The sequence below is a fragment of the Pandoraea iniqua genome (genome assembly GCF_902459685.1).
Taxonomy (GTDB): domain Bacteria; phylum Pseudomonadota; class Gammaproteobacteria; order Burkholderiales; family Burkholderiaceae; genus Pandoraea; species Pandoraea iniqua.
The window spans coordinates 519,074-536,955 of sequence record NZ_CABPSF010000001.1; the positions used below are offsets into that span (position 1 = coordinate 519,074).

The window sequence follows — 17,882 nt, forward strand, 5'->3', positions numbered from 1 at the left end:
TACAGGAACAGGATCGCTGATGTACCGCCCGGAACCCTATCAAGAAAACTCACCCGAGACGTTGCGCTCGCTCATGCGCCGCTGGCCATTCGCCGCGCTCGTCACGTTCGGCCCGTCGGGTATGACCGCGACGCATCTGCCGTTTCTGATCGACGTCGATGCCGACGGCAACACGCTGCTGACGACCCATTTGTCGCGCCGCAACACGCAATACGACGACCTGAGCCAAGGCTGCCACGCCATGGTGATCTTTCAGGGCCCCAGCGCCTATATCTCGCCGAGCTGGTACGACGAGAAGCGCACGTTCCCCACGTGGAATTACGCCGCGATTCACGCGTATGGCGACATTCAGGTGGTCGACGACGCCGACGGGATCAAGCACATCCTCGATCGCGTGGTCGAGACGTTCGACGGGCCGATTGCAGGGGAGTGGACCTTCGCCGGCATCCCTGCGGAACAGACCGCCTTGCGCCTGCCGAAAATCGCAGGGGTCGTGATGAAAGTCTCGCGGCTGGACGGCGCACTCAAGCTCAATCAGGACCACAGCGATGCCGACAAACAAGGCGTGATTGCCGCACTGGAATCGCGCGACGACGCTGGTGGCCGTGAGATTGCGGCGCTCATGCGAGCCACGTTGGACGCCGGGGAACGGTCAGCGTAAACACCGACGTAAATAATTTTTTTCCAGTTTTTGGCGCCAATATGATTGGCTAAATCATGCCGGTATCTGTGCAAACGTCGCAGCCGATGGGGTCGATGTCACAGGTTTCGCTATTCCGGAGCTTAGTCACGCTATGACGACATTCCAGCAGTTTCCGCAGTTTCCCTTCATTTCCGTAAGCGGCCGCCCTTACGACCGGGGCGTGCAGTACGGCAAGCAGGCGCAAGACCGTGTGCGCGCGAGCGCGGCCATGTACGGCCGCACGATCGACGAACTGGGTTACACCGCCAGCGCTCGCGCAGCGCTCTTCAAGCACTTTGAAGGGCATATCGGCACGGTCGACCCGACCTATCTCGACGAGATGCACGGCATTGCCGATGGCGCCGGCGTGTCGTTCGCCGACATCGTAATGATCAACGCCCGCACCGAAGTGCTGGCCAAAGCCCGTGCCGATCAGGCCACCGCAGAGGGCGAAGAGCTTCAGGACGGTTGCACCGGCGCCATCGTGCTGCCGGAGCGCTCGGCCAGCGGCAATCTGCTGCACGCCCAGAACTGGGACTGGCGCGCCGACTGCGTGAACACTGGCGTGGTGCTGCGTGTGCAACGCGACGACGGGCCCGACTTTCTGACGTTCGTGGAAGCCGGTGGTCTGGCGCGCAGCGGTATGAACAGCGCAGGCGTTTCCATTACCGCCAACTATCTGGAATCAGACCGCGACTTCAAGCAGCTGGGCGTGCCGCTGGCGATTCTTCGCCGCAAGGTGCTCGATCAGCCGGTGTTCGCGAATGCCCTGAAGGCCGTCGCCACCACGCCGAAGTCGTGCTCGAACAACATCATGCTCGGCATGGCGCAAGGGTTTGCCATCGACTTCGAGTGCACCACCAACGAAGCTTTTCCGCTGTACCCCGGCGACGATCAACTGATCGTGCACGCCAACCACTGGGTGAGCCCGGTCGCGCGCACGAAGCTGGTCGATACCGGATGCGAGAACTCGGCCGACAGCTACTACCGCGACTGGCGTGTGCGCAAGCTGCTCAACAGCACGCCGATGATTTCGCGCGACAGCCTCAAGCAGGCGCTGTTCGACGACTTCGGCACGCCGTTCTCCGTGTGCCGTCCGCCGCGCGAAGGGGTGCGTCACTCGATGACGGCCTCGGTGGCGATGGTCGTGATGGAACCCGCCGTCGGCGAGATGGACGTGGCACCGATGCCCGCCCTCAACCGCGTGTTCACGCGCTATCGCCTCGAAGGCGAACCGACGCTGCTCGAAGCGTAAGGCGATCACGGGCGCCAGTCCGAGCGCCCGATCCCGCACGGCAGTCACCCAAATTCTCGAATACGAAAAACACTTCGCAACAACCATGACCAAGACCACTACCGACGCCGCCAATCTGAGCACTGAAGCTCGCACCCGCAACCTTTACGACCTCGGCTCGACGACGATCTTTTCTTACGCGGGCGATCCGCGTTTTGCCTACGCCCTGTATGTCCCGAAGGCCATCACGCAGCCGGGCAATCGCGTTGAGCTCGTAGTTGTCGTGCACGGCACGGGCCGCCAGTTCACCAACTATCGCGATGCGTTCGCCGAGTTTGGCCGCTGGCAAGACTGCCTGATCCTGTGCCCGTTGTTCCCGGTCGGCGTGCGCGGCGACGGCAACCCCGGCGGTTTCAAACATCTGGTCGAAGCGGACATCCGCTACGACGACGTGCTGCTGGGCATGGTCGATGAAGTCAGCCGCAAGTACGAAGCGTCGTTCGACAAGTTCGCGCTGTTCGGCTATTCGGGCGGCGGCCAGTTCGTCAATCGCTTCGGCTACCTGCATCCGGAACGTCTGTGGGCGCTGTCGATTGGCGCACCGGGTTCGGTCACGCTGCTCGATGCGCAGCAGAACTGGTGGGTTGGTATTGGCGACATGCAGCAACGCTTCGGCAAGGCGCTCGATCTCGATGCGCTGCGCAGCGTGCCGGTGCACATGGTCGTTGGTAAAGCCGACCTCGAAACGTGGGAAATCACGCACCGAGAAGGGGGCCCGCACTTCATGCCGGGTGCCAATTCGGCCGGTGCCAATCGGCAGGAGCGCCTCGCCTCGCTGCGCGATTCGTTCGAACGTGCGGGCGTCGATGTGACCTTCGACGTGATCGACAACATGCCGCACAACGGCATGCTGGCCGTGCCTGCCGTGCAGGACTTCCTTGCCGATGTGCTTCGCAAGAAGCGCGGCGATGCCTGAGCCGTTGGCCGGTCGCTGACGGATTCCACCGATGTCACCGATGTGCGCCGCGAGCGCCACGAACGCCATTGCAGCCCCCGCAGTTGTGCCATGCGGTCGTCCTAACTAGGGAGCGCGAACATGCTTCGTTTTCTGTTGTCCCGGATTCTCGCCGCGACACCCACGCTGTTGATCGTGACGGTGTCGGTGTTCGTGATGATCCGGCTGGTGCCGGGCGACCCCGCGCAGTTGCTGCTCGGCGACTTGGCCGATCCGGTCTCGCTCGCCGCCATGCGCGTCAAGATGGGGCTCGATCAGCCGTGGACCACGCAGTTCTGGATCTGGTTCTCCGGCGCGTTGCACGGCGATCTGGGCACGTCGATCACTACCGGTGAGCCGGTGCGCTCGCTGGTCTGGGCGCGCTTCATCACCAGCGCGCAGGTCGTGCTGTGTGCCGTGTTGTTCGCGGCCCTCGTCTCGGTGCCCGCCGGCATGATCGCTGCGTGGAAGCAGAACAAGTTGCCCGATCTGTTGCTCGTGGGCGGTGCCACGCTGCTGGTGTCGATGCCCGCGTTCTGGCTCGGTCTGTTGATCCTGCTGTTCTTCGGGCTGAAGCTGCAATGGCTGCCGGTGGTGGGCTACGTGTCGATTGCCGACGACTGGCGCGCCGGGATGCTGTATCTCGTCATGCCGATTCTCACGTTGTTCCTGCATGAAATCGGCGTGCTGATTCGTATGGCCCGTGCCAGCACGCTCGACGTGTTGCGTCTCGACTACGTGACCCATGCCCGCGCCAAGGGGCTGTCGGAGCGTGCGGTGCTGATGAATCACGTGTTCCGAAATTCGTTCGGCCCGACGTGGACGCTGATCGGTCTGGTGCTTGGCAACCTGCTCGGCGGCATTGCCGTGGTGGAGACGGTGTTCACTATTCCGGGGCTTGGCCGTTTGCTCGTCGACTCGATCTTCGCCCGCGACTATCCGGTCATTCAGGGGTGTCTGCTGTGTGTGGCGACGGTGTACGTCGTGGTGAACCTCGTGATCGATCTTTGCTATCCCCTCTTTGATCCCCGGGTGACGGTGCAATGAGAAAACGCCTCTTCTCCAACGCCACGATTGGTGGCCTGCTGCTCGCGTTTCTGGTCATCTGCGCCATTCTCGGCGCGGTATGGACGCCGTTCGATCCGCTGCGCATTCATTTCCCGACGCGCCTGCATCCGCCGGGCGGTGTGCACCTGCTGGGCACCGACGAGTTCGGCCGCGACGAGTTGTCGCGACTGCTCAGCGGCGCGGCGACGAGCTTTCTGATCGCCTCGCTGACGGTGTTCTTCGCCATCGTGCTTGGCTGCACGATCGGCCTGCTGGCGGGCTTCGCCCGCGGCTGGACCGACCGCATCATCATGACGTTCAACAACGCGATGCTGGCGTTTCCGGGGCTGCTGCTGGCGCTCGGCCTGCTCACGATCGTCGGTCCGAACCAGTACGGCATCGTGCTCGCGCTGTGTCTGGCGTACACGCCGTCGGTAGTGCGCGTGGTGCGCGGTGCAGTGATGTCGTTGCGTGAACGGGAATTCGTGGAGTCGTCGCGCGTGCTCGGCAATTCCGATCTGTACACGATGTTCCGTCATGTGCTGCCGAATTGCATTGCGCCGATCTCGGTGCTGGCGACGTCGATGTTCGGCTGGGTGATTCTGGCCGAGAGCGCGCTGTCGTTCCTCGGTCTCGGCGTGCCGCCGCCCGCGCCCACGTGGGGCAACATGCTTGCGTCGGCCCGTCCGTTTATTTCGCAGGCAAGCTATCTGTCGATCTTCCCGGGCCTGTGCATCGCGCTCACGCTGCTGGCCATCAACCTCGCCGGCGATGCCGTGCGAGACCGCCTCGACCCACGCATGCGGGGGATGAAATGAGCCTTGCGCGTTCCGAGCTCTCCGAGCACATCGATCTTTCGTCCGGGCCCTCTGCGATGCCGCATTCGTCGTCTTCTCTGAACGTGTCTGCCGCCCCCGATGCACGCGCTATCCCCGCGAAGTCGGTGCTTTCGGTGGAAAACCTCACGCTGACGATCGGTCAGGGTGGCCGCGAGATCGTCTCCAACGTGTCGTTCGACATCGCTCCCGGCGAGATCGTCGGCATCGTGGGCGAGTCGGGCAGCGGCAAGACGCAGGCGGCGCGCGCCGTGTTGCGACTGAATCCCGAGCCGGTGGTGCGGGCAGGCGGACGTATCGTGTTTGCCGGTGAAGATATGGCGCAGGCCAGCGTGAAGCGGCTGCGCGAGTTGCGCGGCGGCAGTATCGGCATGGTGTTTCAGGAGCCGATGACGTCGCTCAATCCATCGATGACCATCGGGCGGCAGTTGGGCGAGGCGCTGCGTCTGCATCGCCCGAAGATGTCGGCGGCCGAGCGCAACGAGCGCATTCTCGACATGCTCAACCGCATCGGTATGCGCGACCCCAAAGGGGCGCTGACGGCGTGGCCGCATGAGTTCTCGGGCGGTATGCGCCAGCGCATCATGCTCGCCTCGGTGATGTTGCTCGCACCGGCGCTGCTGATTGCTGATGAACCGACCACCGCACTTGACGCGCTCGTTCAGCGCGACGTGCTTGAGTTGCTGGTATCGCTCACCCGTGAGCACGACACCGCCGTGCTGATGATCAGTCATGATCTGCCGATGGTCGCGCGTTACACCGAGCGCATGGTGGTGATGGAGCGCGGCAAGGTGGTGGAGCGCGGCACGACGGCGGATGTGCTCGCCGCGCCGCGCGAGCCGTACACCCGCAAGCTGTTGATGGCGATGCCGCATCGGCTTCCCGCACGCGAGCCGATTACGCTCGCGCCGGTGGTCGACGTGAAAGGGCTGTCGGTCGAATACGCGGGACGTCAGCGGCTGTTCTCCAAGACAGAACGCAAGCAGGCGTTGAAGGACGTGAGCGTCCATGTGCGCCCGGGGGAAGTGGTCGCGGTAGTGGGGGCGTCGGGGTCGGGCAAGACGACGCTTGGCCGCACCATTGCCGGGCTGATTCAACCGTCGGGCGGCGAGATTCTGTTCGATGGCCGCGCGATCCATCGCTCCGATTCGGCATGGCGCGAATACCGTCTGAATTGCCAGATGGTGTTTCAGGACCCGAGCGCGTCGCTCAATCCGAGAATGACGGTGCGTCAGCTGGTCGGGGAGGGGCTGCGTCATGTATCGGGGCTGTCGCGCGCTGATGTACAGAGCCGTGTCGATGAAGTGCTCACCGAAGTCGGGCTTGAAGCGGCCCACGGGGCACGTCTGCCGCACGAACTCTCTGGCGGACAGCGCCAACGCGTGGCGATTGCCCGCGCCATCGTGCGGCGGCCGTCGTTCGTGATTGCCGACGAACCCGTCTCCGCGCTGGACGTCACGGTGCGCGCACAAGTGCTCGAAGTGTTTGCCAAACTTCAGCGCAGCCATGGCTTCTCGTGCCTGTTCATCAGCCACGATCTGGGTGTGGTGGAACAGTTGGCCGACCGGGTTATCGTGATGCGCGACGGCGCCATTGTCGAACAGGGCACACGCGACGAAGTGTTCGATGCGCCGCAACACGAATACACTCGCGAATTGCTGCGCGCGATACCGATGCTTACCCCCACGTCCGGTGGCGGTGTCGCCCTGCGTCAGCGTTCGTGTGGACCGGAGACATCGGCAATATGAGTACCGAAAAAAGCGCGCAAAACCTGGTGGACCGCATCGTCCAAGATATTCAAGCGGGCGTGCTCACGCCCGGCAGCTGGCTCAAGCAGATCGATTTGCAGACCCGCTACGACGTAACGCGTCTGGAAGTGCGGCGCGCACTCGACCAGTTGACGGTCATGCGTGTGACGGCGCACGTGCCCAACTGCGGTTATCACATCGAGTCGATCGACACCGACCGTCTGCATGACATTCGCGAGATGCGCGTCATCGTGGAACTCGGGGCGGCCGCCGATCTGATCGATCACGTGACCCCGGCGCAGATTGTCCGGTTGCGCGAGCTTGCCGAGCAGTTTCATGCGCTGACCTTCGACGGCACGGTGCTCGACATGCACCCCGTCAACGCGGAGTTTCACGGTCTGCTGTACTCCGCCTGCCAGAACAAAGAACTGCCGAAACTGATTCTGGAACTGCGCACCCGCATGCCGTCGGGCATGGCGACGCAGAACCGCACGCGCGCGCGTATCGAAGCGTCGTCGCTTGAGCACTTTGCCATCGTCGATGCCGTCGAAGCCCGCGATCTCAAGGCGCTGCAACGCGTCATCGCGGCGCACGTGCGACAGCCGGCTACGCCCGCCAAACTGGCCACGACGGCCAAGTCCGGCAAAGCGAGCGCGTCGCGTGGCACCGTCAAAACCAAGTCGTCCGTGGAGAAGAAATGAGACATCGTTCGTTGGCTGGCTGGCAGGTCGTTCGCAATCTTCCGGGGGTGCGCGCCGTGGGCGCGATGGCAGTGGCCGGTGCGCTGTGCCTGCCGGGCGCAGCGTTCGCGCAGACGCTCAACGTAGCGCTTGCCGCCGATATCCGCTCGACGGACCCCGGCGTGAACCGCGACGACATGACCGACGCCGTCGTGTTGCATGTGGTCGAAGGGCTGGTCGGTTATCGCGAGAACGGCACCGTTGCCCCGCTGCTGGCCGAGTCGGTGGACGTTTCGAAAGACGGCATGACTTACACGTTCAAGCTACGGCGCGACGTCCATTTCCATAACGGAGCAGCGCTCACGTCGGCCGATGTGCTCTGGAGCTGGCAGCGCTACACGAACCCCAAGACGGGCTGGGCCTGTCTGGATGAGTTCGATGGTCGCAAGGGCCTGAAGGTGACGAAGGTCAGCGCGCCCGATCCGTACACCGTGGTGATGCAACTCAACCGCCCGGCGAGCCTGTTCCTCGATACGCTGGCGCGCACGTACTGTGGCATGACGGCGGTGATCAACAAGGCGTCGCTGAAGCCCGACGGCACGTGGGACAAGCCCATCGGCACGGGGCCGTTCAAGCTGACGGAGTGGAAGCGCGGCGAGTACGTGATGATGAACGCGTATGCCGGGTACAAGTCGCCGCCGGGCACGCGCCCCGATGGCTACGTGGGTGCGAAAGCCCCGCTGGTCGACGCGGTGAAGTTCGCCATCGTGCCGGATACGGCGAGCGCCAAGGCCGGGCTGCAGTCGGGCGCGTTGTCCGTCGCACGCGTGGCACCGTCAGACGTGGTGGAGCTTCAGGCCGACAAGCGGCTCAAGATCATCGTCGGCCAGTTGGCGTCGAAGAACGCGCTGCTGATCCAGACGCGCGATCCGGTGGTTGGCAACCAGAAGCTGCGTCAGGCGATTGCCGCGTCGCTCGATATTCCGCAGATTGCCGAGGCCATTTCGGAAGGCCACGGCGGCCCCAATTCATCGGCGGTGCCGACGACGTCGTCGTACTACGACGCGACGCAAAAGAAGAGCTACACCTACGACCCGGCACTGGCCAAACGTCTGCTGAAAGAGGCGGGCTACAAGGGCCAGAAGATCGTGATCTTCGCCAACAAGCGCGTGAATGTGCCGAGCTACACCATCGCCGTTATCGCGCAGGCCATGATGCAGGCCGTGGGGATCAATGCGGTGATCGAGGTGCTGGAGTGGACGACGCAGTTGGATCGCTATTACAGCGGCGCGTATCAGATCAGCTCGTTCTCGTATTCGTCGCGCATCGACCCGGCACTGAGCTATGAGCAGTTCTCGGGCGACAAGACGAAGCAGCCACAGAAGGTCTGGGACGATCCGCGCGCGCTGGCGTTGATCGATCAGAGCCGCGAAGAAGCCGACCCTGTGAAGCGGCAGGCCATGTTCGACCAACTGCACACCATGATGCTCGATCAGGTGCCGCTCATCTTGCTGAGCAATGGCGTTGAACCGTGGGCCGTCGGCCGCCGCGTGGAAGGTTTTGCCGCTTGGGAAGGCAAGCCGCGCCTGTGGCAGACGCGACTCACGAAATAAAAAAACGGTAACGGCCTGACTTGCGCGTTTAGCGGTACCCCCCGCTATGGTCAGGCCGTCACCTGAGGAAAAACGTCAGCGATTACATCGTAACGAGATCAGAAGCGGTGCTGAATGCCGGCGGTCACACCGACCTGCGTGTCGGCGGCACCGACGAGGTCGCGCGACAAGCTGACCTTCTGGCCGTGCTTCGCAAACGCGTAGCCACCCGACAGGTACAGCGACGTGCGCTTGGACATCGCGTATTGCGCGCGCAGCGAGATCAGCGTCGGGTCGGCATCGCCCGCATCCTTGATGTCCTGATGGTAGATCGCGCCATACAGCGTGAAGGCCGGCGTGAAGTCGTACGAGCCGCCCAGCCAGTACATATCGCTGCGCAGCGATGCCGTACCTGCCGTGATGAACGTCTTCTTGTAGTTGCGATACCCGGCCATTACCTTCGCAGGGCCAAAGCTGTAGCTCGCGCCCGCGTGAATCCCCTGAATGTAGTCGGTCGTGTCGGCAGGGCTCGTGCTCGTACCGGCGCCGTTCTGGCGGTCGTACGTCGCCACCACGGCGAACGGACCGTTTTCGTAGCCGACGGCGAAGTCGTACTTCGAGCTCGTCTTCATGCTGCCCGGCACGTTGCCGAAGCCATACATCGCACCGAGTTTCAGACCGTTGAATTCACCGTCGTAGCGCACGGCGTTGGCCGAGCGCGAGAACAGGCCGTCCTTGCGGGCGCCCGTGGCGGTCGAGCTGGTGGCCCACGAGTAGTTCGGTGCGTAACCCATCGGGTCGAACTGGAGCATGTAGTCGTACGTGGTCGTGAACGTACGGCCGATGGTCACTTGCCCCCACTTCTTCTGCGAGAGGCCGACCGTGGCGCGGCGATCGAAGATCGCGCCGGGGCCGTCATCAAACTGGCCGTTGACCAGATTGATACCGCTTTCCAACTGGAACACGGCCTTGAGGTCGTTGCCCAGATCTTCGGAGCCCTTGAAGCCGAAGCGCGACGTGTTCTTGCCGCCCGACACGGCGCGCGCTGCACCGCCGTTGTCGCTCGCATGGTTCACATATTCCACGCCGGCGTCGACGATCCCGTAAATCGTCACGTTCGACTGTGCGTGAGCCTGGCTGGCCAGTGCGGCGCCCAGCACGCCCAGTGCCGTCGTTGCGGCCAGACCGATACTGCTTCGTTTCATTGTTGTCTCCTCTTTCTTCTGTTTCTCTTGGTATTGCGCGGGAGAGCGCCCGCGCGTCGCTTGGGATGGCGTCTGTCTCCGGTCTTGTAGGGATGGCTTACGCGTTGGATTGCGCAAACGCCCAGCAGTCGTTGGCCGGGAATTCGATCCAGTGATGGCCGGGGTCGCGCGGCACGTGACCGAACGCACGGAAGCGCAGCGAGCCGCAATGGAACAGGTATTCCCAGCGGTCGCCCAGATACATCGACGTGACGAGTTGCGCGCCCACGCGGTTGTGACCCGGACCGTCGGCGACCTGCACGCGCTCAAGGCGAATCACGGCTTGTGCGTCCTGACCCGGTGCGAGCGTGTCGCGGGCGCGGGCCTGCAAGGCAAAGCCGTCGCCTGCCAGCGTGACGAATTCGCCATCGACGGCGCTCACGGTCGCGTCGATGCGGTTGTTGCTGCCCATGAATTCCGCCGTGTAGAGCGAGCGCGGCGAGCCATAGAGCTCTGCCGGGGTGCCTTCCTGCTCGATGCGGCCGTTGCGCAGCAGCAGAATGCGATCCGACATCGCCATGGCTTCGGTCTGGTCGTGCGTCACGCACAGGGCCGACAGCCCCAGCGAGACGATCAACTCACGCAGCCACGCCCGTGCTTCTTCGCGCAGCTTGGCGTCGAGGTTAGAGAGCGGCTCGTCGAGCAGAATGACCGGCGGGTTGTAGACGAGGGCGCGGGCGATGGCCACGCGTTGTTGCTGGCCGCCGGACAACTGGAACGGAAAGCGCTCGGCAAGATGGCCCAAACCCAGTTGATCGAGTGCGCTCTGTACGCGTTCGCGGCGCTCAGCAGCACCGACCTTGCGCAGCTTCAGCCCGTAGCCGACGTTATCGGCCACCGTGCGGTGCGGCCACAGCGCATACGACTGGAACACCAGCCCGAGTGAGCGCTGTTCGACGGGGCAATCGATGCTTTTCGCGCCGTCGAAGAAGACCTGATCGTCCAGCGCGATGCGGCCTTCCGACGGTTGTTCGAGACCGGCTACCGCACGCAGGAGCGTGGTCTTGCCACTGCCCGATGCGCCGAGCAGACACACGACTTCACCGGCTTTGAGTTCGAACGACACACCCTTGAGAATCGGGTTGGTGCCATAGCTCAGAAAGAGGTTGTCGACGACGAGCTTATCCATGCAATTTGACTCCGAAGCGCAACGCCACGCCCAGACCGGCGCCGACCATCGCGATGTTGATGACAGAGAGCGCAGCTACCTGATCGACTGCGCCGGTCGCCCACAGCGACACGAGCAGCGAGCCGATCACTTCCGTACCCGGCGAGAGCAGGTAGACGGCGGTGGAGTATTCGCGCTCGAAAATCATGAAAATGAGCAGCCATGCAGCGAGCAGGCCGAAACGCACCAGCGGCAGCGTGACGTCGAGACTCACGCGGCTGCGCGTGCCGCCCACGCTGCGGCCCGCTTCTTCGAGTTCGGGGCCGACTTGCAACAGCGCGCTCTGGATGAGTCGCATGCCATAGGCGAGCCACACCACCGTGTAGGCCACCCAGATGCTCCACATCGAGTTTTTGAGTTCCTTCAGGCCCGGCACGAACAGGAAGATCCACAGGAACGCCAGACCCGCGAGCAGGCCCGGCACGGCGCGTGGCAGCAGCACGATGTAGTCGAGCAGCTTGGCTGCCCAGTCGTTGCGACGGTGTCCGGCGAAGGCGACGAGCGAGTAGAAACCTACGGCCATCGCGCCACCGATCACGCCGATGCCGAGCGTGTTGAGAATGGCGCGCACGAGGTTGTCTTGCTCGAACAGCTCTTCGAAGTTCGAGAGCGTGAGCACTTCTTTCAGCGCGACACCTTCGCCCCAGTGCGTGACGAACGAGCGCAGCACGATGCCCGAGATCGGCACGATTACCGTCACGAGCAGCCACGTCACGACGATGCCCAGTGCAATCCAGCGCCACACACCCAGCGGCAGCACGGTCTGACGGCCAGCCTTGCCTTTGACCGTCACGTACTTGTTGGCGCGCTTGAGCAAGTGACGCTGCAACAACACGAGCGGGAAGGTGATCGCTACGATGCACATCGCCACGGCTGCCATCAGGTGATACGACGGCACACCGAGCTTGTTGGTGAGCTTGTACAAGTAGGTCGCCAGCACCAAGTGACCTTCAGGGTCGCCCAGCACGAGCGGCAGACCGAAGACTTCGAAGCCGAGGAAGAACACCAGCACGCCCGCGAACAGCAGCGCAGGCATGGTCATCGGCAGGCTGACGTCGAGTGCAACGCGGAACGGGCGCGCACCGGCGACGCGGGCGGCTTCTTCCACGTCGGAGCCGAGGTTGCGCAGCGCAGCCGACGAGTAGAGGTAGACGTGCGGCACGTGCGTGAGGCCAACGATTACGGTGATCGCGAAGATCGAGTAGACCGACCACGGCGCATCCATGCCCGTGAGTTCGCGGAACCACACCGAGTAGAAGCCGACGGGGCCGGCGGCGACCACGTAGCCGAACGCGAGCACCATCGGCGAGACGAAGACGGGTGTGAGCAGCAGCGGTTCGAGCCAGCGGCGGCCCGGCAGATCGGTACGCACCATCAGGAACGCGAGAATGCCGCCGAGCGGGATCGAGATGAACAGCATCCCGAACGCGATGATGAAAGAGTTTTTCACCGCCGACCAGAAGTCGGGGTCGGTGAAGATGAAGCGGTAGCCGTCGATACCGAACGTGCGGTTCGCATCGAAGAACGGCGCTGACAGCAGGCTCTGCACGACGATGAAAGACAGCGGCAGCAACACGGCAATCGTGAGCACGGCGATGACCATCCAGCGCGAGGTCGCCGCGAGCGCACGCCATGGCGACGCAACAAGATGAGGCACGCCAGCGCGCGAGCGTGCGGACGGCACCGCAGAGCGGGTGTCGGTAGTAGACGACAGCATGAAGGTCTCCCTGCGCCACGCAGGGCGCATATCGAGAATGGCTTGGGGAGAGGCGGGCCGCGTGCGCGGCCGCCAGAATTACAGGTGCATCGGGTGCATCGGGTGCATCGGGTGAATCGTGTGCATCAGGCGAACCGGCGGCGCAGCAAGACTGGCTGCGCCAGACCGATTAGCGCTTGATCGACTGTTGCCAGCGCTTCAGGAATTCGAGGCGCTTGGATTGGTCGAGGTAGACGAGCAGGCCCGCACCGATCGGAATCGGCTTGAGCGCGGCGCCCAGTTGCTGCGTGAGGTTGGCCATCGAGGTCTCGCCTTCCACGTCGGCGCGGATCGAGAACAGGTTGGCTTGATTCGCGAGCAGCGTCTGGCCGCGCTTCGAGAGCAGGTAGTCGACCCACAGCTTGGCGGCGTTGACGTTCTTGGCCTTCTTCGAGATGGTGACCAGACGGCTCACCACCTGCGTGTAATCGCGCGGGTAGACGTAGCCGATCGAGGGGTCCTTCTTCGCCTTGGCAAACGCGTACGAGCCGAGAATGTTGTAGCCGATCAGGTTCTCACCCGACGAAATGCGCTCCATCATCGCGCCCGTGCTCGATTGCAGCTTCGGGTTGAGGGCACCCATCGCGCCCACGAGTTCCCACGTGACTTCCGGGTTCACGCGCGCGTCTTGCGTGAGGTAGTTGAAGCCCACGCCGGACTTCTCGATGTCGTAGGTCGTGACCTTGCCCTTGAACTTGGCTGGGTCCGACTGCAACAGCTTGATGAGTTCGACGCGCGTTTGCGGCACTTGGTCGGCCGGCAGCAGACGCTTGTTGTAGACGATGGCGAGTGGTTCGTAGGTCGTGCCGTAAGCCTGCTTCTGGTACTGCGCCCATTGGGGGATGTGCGTGGACTCGGGCGACTCGTAGCTCGCCATCGTGCCGTCGTTCACGAGCTTGACCTGAAGGTCCATGGCCGAGCTCCAGAGCACGTCGGCGCTGGTGCTGTTGGCGGCGTACTCACTGATGTAGCGGTTGTACAGCTCGGTGCTGTTCATGTCGTTGTACTCGACCTTCACACCGTAGAGCGCCTCGAAGTCCTTGATGAGCGGACGCACGAGGGCGGTGTCGGTCACCGAGTACACGATCAGCTTGCCTTCTTTTTTTGCGCTGTCGATGGTGGCCTGATAGTTCGCCGGGTAGCCGGCGGGCACCTGCGCGTGAGCGGCGGACAGGCCGGTCGCGAACAGTGCGGCAGCGGCCACGCAGTGCCCAAGCAGTTGCGTTTGCTTCATGTCTTCCTCCAGAGACCCCTTGAACGGGGTTTGTCGTTTTCTCGTGGCGCATGGTAATTTGCCGGAACTTTCAATTCGCTTTCGATTTCGTGTCGAATCCGGCCCATGAGCGGTTTTTCGGGTCATGGATTTCCCTAGGGTCTGGTCCCTTTTCATGCGCATCCTGCTTGTCGAAGACAATCCGAGTCTGGCCAAATCCCTTGCCGAAGCCCTCACGCAGGCGCATTTCGCCGTCGATTGCATGCACGATGGCGAAGCCGCCGATCACGTGCTGCGCACGCAGGAGTATTCGCTCGTCATCCTCGATCTGGGCCTGCCGCGCCTCGACGGCCTCGAGCTGCTGCGTCGGCTGCGCCAGCGGCGCAACATGGTGCCGGTGCTGATTCTCACCGCCCACGGCTCGCTTGAAGACCGCGTGAAGGGGCTCAATCTCGGGGCCGACGATTATCTGTCGAAGCCGTTCGAACTCGATGAACTGGAGGCCCGTGCGCGCGCATTGATTCGCCGGTCGCAGCGCCATGAGAGCGCCGATGTGACTTGTGGGCCGCTCTTGTTCGATGGGGTGGAGCGCAGTTTTCGGCTTGATGGCGAATTGCTGGCGCTGACCAAACGCGAGCGCGCCGTGCTCGAAGTGCTGATTTTGCGCGGTGGCCGGGCGATTAATAAAGAGGCGCTGTCGGAGAAACTCTTCGGTATCGACGAGTCGGTGAATCCGGACGCCATCGAAATCTACGTCTACCGCCTGCGCAAGAAGCTTGAAGGCAGCGGTGTCGCCATCGTCACGCTGCGCGGACTCGGTTATCTGCTGGAAGCGAAACCCGACACTGCAACCACTGCCGTCACGACACCCTCGGCGTAGTCGTCGCGTTCACTATCGAGTTCACCATCGCGCCCCCTTGAGCCCCTCTGCCTGATGCCGCAACCGAATCTTCGCCGCCAACTGGCGCTCTGGCTGCTGTTCCCACTGCTCGGACTGCTTGCGCTCGATACTTGGCTCACGTATCAGCGTGCGATGAGTGCCGCCAATTCCGCGTTCGACCGGTCGCTGGAATTTTCGATCAAATCGATTCGCGAGGGCACGCAGTTGATCGACGGCGAGGTGCAGGTGAACTTGCCGTACCTCGCGCTGGAGATGTTCGAATCGGATCGCGGCGGCAAGATCTATTACGTGATTCGCGAAGACGGTCAGCGTGCTGTGACCGGGTATCACGATCTGCCGTTGCCGCCTTCGGTGGTCACGCCGGAGCCCTATCACTCGGTGTTCTACGACGCGACCTATCGCGGCGAGGCGCTGCGTATGGGGGCACTGCGTCTGCCCGTGCACGATGTGCCGAATGCCAAGACGCGTGTCGTCTGGATCGTGGTGGGCGAGACCACCGAGTCGCGTCACGAACTCGCCCGCCAGATTCTGACCGGGGCGTTGCAGCAGGAAGTGCTGCTGGTGGTGCTGGCGCTGGCGATCGTGTGGCTCGGGGTGACGCGCGGTTTGCGTCCGCTCAATCGACTGTCGGCGAAGGTGGCCGCGCGCAGTGAAGACGACACGACGCCGCTCGATAACGTGGACTTGCCGACCGAGGTCGAGCCGCTGGTCGAGTCGATCAATCAGTATGTGGGGCGCGTCGGGCGCATGCAGGCATCGCGGCAGCGCTTCTTTGCCGATGCGGCGCACCAGTTGAAGACGCCGCTGGCGATCATTCAGGCCGAGTCGGAACTGACGTTGCGCGAGACGTTGAGCGCGAGCGCACGGGAGCGCGTCGAGCGGCTCAATCTGGCGGTGAAGCAGGCGGCGAAGAGTGTCCGGCAGTTGCTGTCGCTGTCGCGGCTGGAAGCCGACGTCGGTGCCCCTGCTGCGAAGGTGCCGCTTCGACTCGATGAGGTGGCGCGCAACACGACGCTGGACTGGTCGCCGGTCGCGCGCTCACGCAGCATCGATCTCGGGTTTGAGCACGACGGGGCGGTCGACGTATTGGGGCAGCGGGAATTGCTCGCCGAGATGTGCGGCAATCTGATCGACAACGCGATTCGGTACGCGGGGGATGGCGCCGTCATTACCGTGCGCGTCGGGGTCGAGCACGGCGCGCCGGTGTTGCAGGTGGTCGATAACGGACCGGGCATCCCCGCGCACGAGCACGACGCCGTGTTTCAGCGGTTCTATCGCAGCGAAACAACCGGACAGGCCGTGGACGGCTCCGGGCTCGGACTGGCGATCGTGCGGGAGATTGCCCGCATGCATCGCGCCGAAGTCACGCTGGCCGACGCCCCGGGCGGTGGACTGGCCGTCACTGTACGATTTTCGGGCTCGGATGCGTCCTCCGGCGCCGCATAGTAAAAATTTCCCGATTTCGGTTGTTTTGAGGAATAAATTGGCTTGATCGTCGAAATCAACGAGTGATTTTGCAAGCCTTTTCTCGTTTTCGACGCGTACGATCGATGCACATTTTTGCAGGGACCCGATCATGCGCGAAAAAGAACAACTTCACTACTTCGATTACGCTGCCACCACGCCGGCCGATGCGGCCGTGATTGCGGCGATGGCCGATTGCCTTGGCGTCGACGGCGTGTTCGGCAATCCGGCGTCGAGTTCGCACTCGGCAGGCACGACCGCCCGCCGGCTCGTGGAGCGCTCGCGCGCGCAGGTGGCGGCGCTCATCGGTGCCGACACGGTGGAGATCGTCTGGACCTCCGGCGCGACCGAATCGAACAATCTTGCGCTCAAGGGCTATGCCGAACTCGCGCAGGCGCGCCCGCATCTGATCACGAGCGTGATGGAACACAAGGCCATTCTCGACACGATGGCCTATCTGGAAAAGCACGGCACGCCTGTCACGTATGTGACGCCTTCGGCCACCGGTGAAATCACGGCGGAGACGGTGGCTGCCGCATTGCGGCCGGACACCGGGCTGGTGTCGCTGATGCTCGTCAATAACGAACTCGGCACGCTGACCGACGTGGCGGCGATCTCGAAGGTGGTGCACGACGCCGGGGCGCTGCTGCATGTGGATGCAGCGCAGGCGCTGGGCAAGACGCCGATCGACGTGAAGGCCATGGGCATCGACATGCTGTCGATGTCGGCGCACAAGGTTTATGGGCCGAAGGGCATCGGCGCGTTGTACGTCAACAAGGATGTGATGGCGCGTATCGCGCCGCAGATGCACGGCGGTGGCCATGAGCGCGGCCTGCGCTCGGGCACGCTGGCGACGCATCAGATCGTCGGCATGGGCACGGCGTGCGAGCTGGCCATGCGGGGCATGACGGTGGATAACGAGCGCATCGGCAAGCTCAGCCGCCGCTTGCTGGATAGCGTGCTTGCATTGGGCAACGTGACGCACAACGCAGCGACTGCGCGCCGGATTCCGCATACGTTGAGCCTGACGGTGAATCACCCGGGGTTCTTCACGTTCATGCTGAACACTAATCTGGCGATCTCGTCGACATCGGCCTGCAATTCGGCCTCGGGCCAGCCGTCGCACGTGTTGAGCGCCATTGGCGTGGACAGCGAGGCCGCAGGCCGCACGGTGCGCGTGAGCCTTGGGCGCTTCACCGACGAAGCCTCGGTCGACTTTGCGATCGCTTGTTTTGAACGCGCACTTTGTCAGTGCCGAGCGTTGGCTGCGTGATGCGGATGAGGTGAGTCGCAGCGCTGCTGCGAAGCGTGAGCAAAGCAAGG

At 63.3% G+C, this 17,882-nt stretch carries 14 protein-coding genes and 1 pseudogene; 11 read left to right on the forward strand and 4 right to left on the reverse strand.

Features of this window, described 5'->3' with window-relative positions; genetic code table 11:
- The first annotated feature begins 19 nt into the window (after positions 1–19).
- The 8 genes from PIN31009_RS02205 (at position 20) to PIN31009_RS02240 (ending at position 8,834) form a co-directional block, all read left to right on the forward strand.
- Complete coding sequence (locus PIN31009_RS02205; protein WP_150789157.1) at positions 20–661, forward strand: FMN-binding negative transcriptional regulator; 642 nt, start codon at positions 20–22, stop codon at positions 659–661.
- Between the two features lie 133 nt (positions 662–794).
- Complete coding sequence (locus PIN31009_RS02210) at positions 795–1,937, forward strand: C45 family autoproteolytic acyltransferase/hydrolase (protein WP_058376925.1); 1,143 nt, start codon at positions 795–797, stop codon at positions 1,935–1,937.
- A gap of 85 nt (positions 1,938–2,022) precedes the next feature.
- A complete protein-coding gene (locus PIN31009_RS02215) occupies positions 2,023–2,892 on the forward strand; it encodes an alpha/beta hydrolase (protein WP_087690192.1) in 870 nt (289 codons plus the stop codon).
- Between the two features lie 120 nt (positions 2,893–3,012).
- Entirely contained in the window at positions 3,013–3,957 is a 945-nt protein-coding gene (locus PIN31009_RS02220) for an ABC transporter permease (RefSeq protein WP_058376927.1), read from the forward strand.
- Positions 3,954–4,775 (forward strand): ABC transporter permease, encoded by an 822-nt coding sequence (locus PIN31009_RS02225; protein WP_058376928.1) that lies wholly within the window; start codon positions 3,954–3,956, stop codon positions 4,773–4,775. Before PIN31009_RS02220 ends, PIN31009_RS02225 begins: the two co-directional genes overlap by 4 nt.
- Positions 4,772–6,541 carry an ABC transporter ATP-binding protein gene (locus tag PIN31009_RS02230; RefSeq protein ID WP_246185481.1) on the forward strand — a complete coding sequence of 590 codons (1,770 nt, stop codon included), beginning with the start codon at positions 4,772–4,774 and terminating at the stop codon, positions 6,539–6,541. The genes PIN31009_RS02225 and PIN31009_RS02230 overlap by 4 nt, the downstream gene beginning before the upstream one ends.
- Positions 6,538–7,242 carry a GntR family transcriptional regulator gene (locus PIN31009_RS02235; RefSeq protein WP_150789158.1) on the forward strand — a complete coding sequence of 235 codons (705 nt, stop codon included), beginning with the start codon at positions 6,538–6,540 and terminating at the stop codon, positions 7,240–7,242. Before PIN31009_RS02230 ends, PIN31009_RS02235 begins: the two co-directional genes overlap by 4 nt.
- 65 nt (positions 7,243–7,307) lie before the next feature.
- Positions 7,308–8,834, forward strand: coding sequence for an ABC transporter substrate-binding protein (locus tag PIN31009_RS02240; protein WP_174996983.1), 1,527 nt, complete (start codon positions 7,308–7,310; stop codon positions 8,832–8,834).
- Between the two features lie 98 nt (positions 8,835–8,932).
- Here the strand turns inward: PIN31009_RS02240 and PIN31009_RS02245 are convergent, their stop codons facing one another.
- The 4 genes from PIN31009_RS02245 to PIN31009_RS02260 form a co-directional block, all read right to left on the reverse strand.
- Positions 8,933–10,018: a porin gene (locus PIN31009_RS02245; RefSeq protein WP_058376929.1), complete on the reverse strand. Its 1,086-nt coding sequence runs from the start codon at positions 10,016–10,018 to the stop codon at positions 8,933–8,935.
- Between the two features lie 97 nt (positions 10,019–10,115).
- Positions 10,116–11,186 (reverse strand): ABC transporter ATP-binding protein, encoded by a 1,071-nt coding sequence (locus PIN31009_RS02250; protein WP_150789160.1) that lies wholly within the window; start codon positions 11,184–11,186, stop codon positions 10,116–10,118.
- Positions 11,179–12,942 (reverse strand): ABC transporter permease, encoded by a 1,764-nt coding sequence (locus PIN31009_RS02255; protein WP_150682826.1) that lies wholly within the window; start codon positions 12,940–12,942, stop codon positions 11,179–11,181. Before PIN31009_RS02255 ends, PIN31009_RS02250 begins: the two co-directional genes overlap by 8 nt.
- Before the next feature lie 169 nt (positions 12,943–13,111).
- The gene (locus PIN31009_RS02260; RefSeq protein WP_150789161.1) at positions 13,112–14,215 is read right to left on the reverse strand and encodes an ABC transporter substrate-binding protein; all 1,104 of its coding nucleotides are present in this window, start codon (positions 14,213–14,215) and stop codon (positions 13,112–13,114) included.
- 154 nt (positions 14,216–14,369) lie between these two features.
- On the opposite strand from PIN31009_RS02260, the gene PIN31009_RS02265 reads away from it, so the two are divergent.
- The 3 genes and pseudogenes from PIN31009_RS02265 to PIN31009_RS02275 form a co-directional block, all read left to right on the forward strand.
- Positions 14,370–15,074 carry a response regulator gene (locus PIN31009_RS02265; protein ID WP_150789162.1) on the forward strand — a complete coding sequence of 235 codons (705 nt, stop codon included), beginning with the start codon at positions 14,370–14,372 and terminating at the stop codon, positions 15,072–15,074.
- Positions 15,075–15,128: 54 nt separating this feature from the next.
- Entirely contained in the window at positions 15,129–16,541 is a 1,413-nt protein-coding gene (locus tag PIN31009_RS02270) for a sensor histidine kinase (RefSeq protein WP_150789163.1), read from the forward strand.
- Positions 16,542–16,671: 130 nt separating this feature from the next.
- Positions 16,672–17,829 (forward strand): annotated as a pseudogene (locus PIN31009_RS02275) (cysteine desulfurase family protein); the annotation flags it as partial.
- Positions 17,830–17,882: the final 53 nt, after the last annotated feature.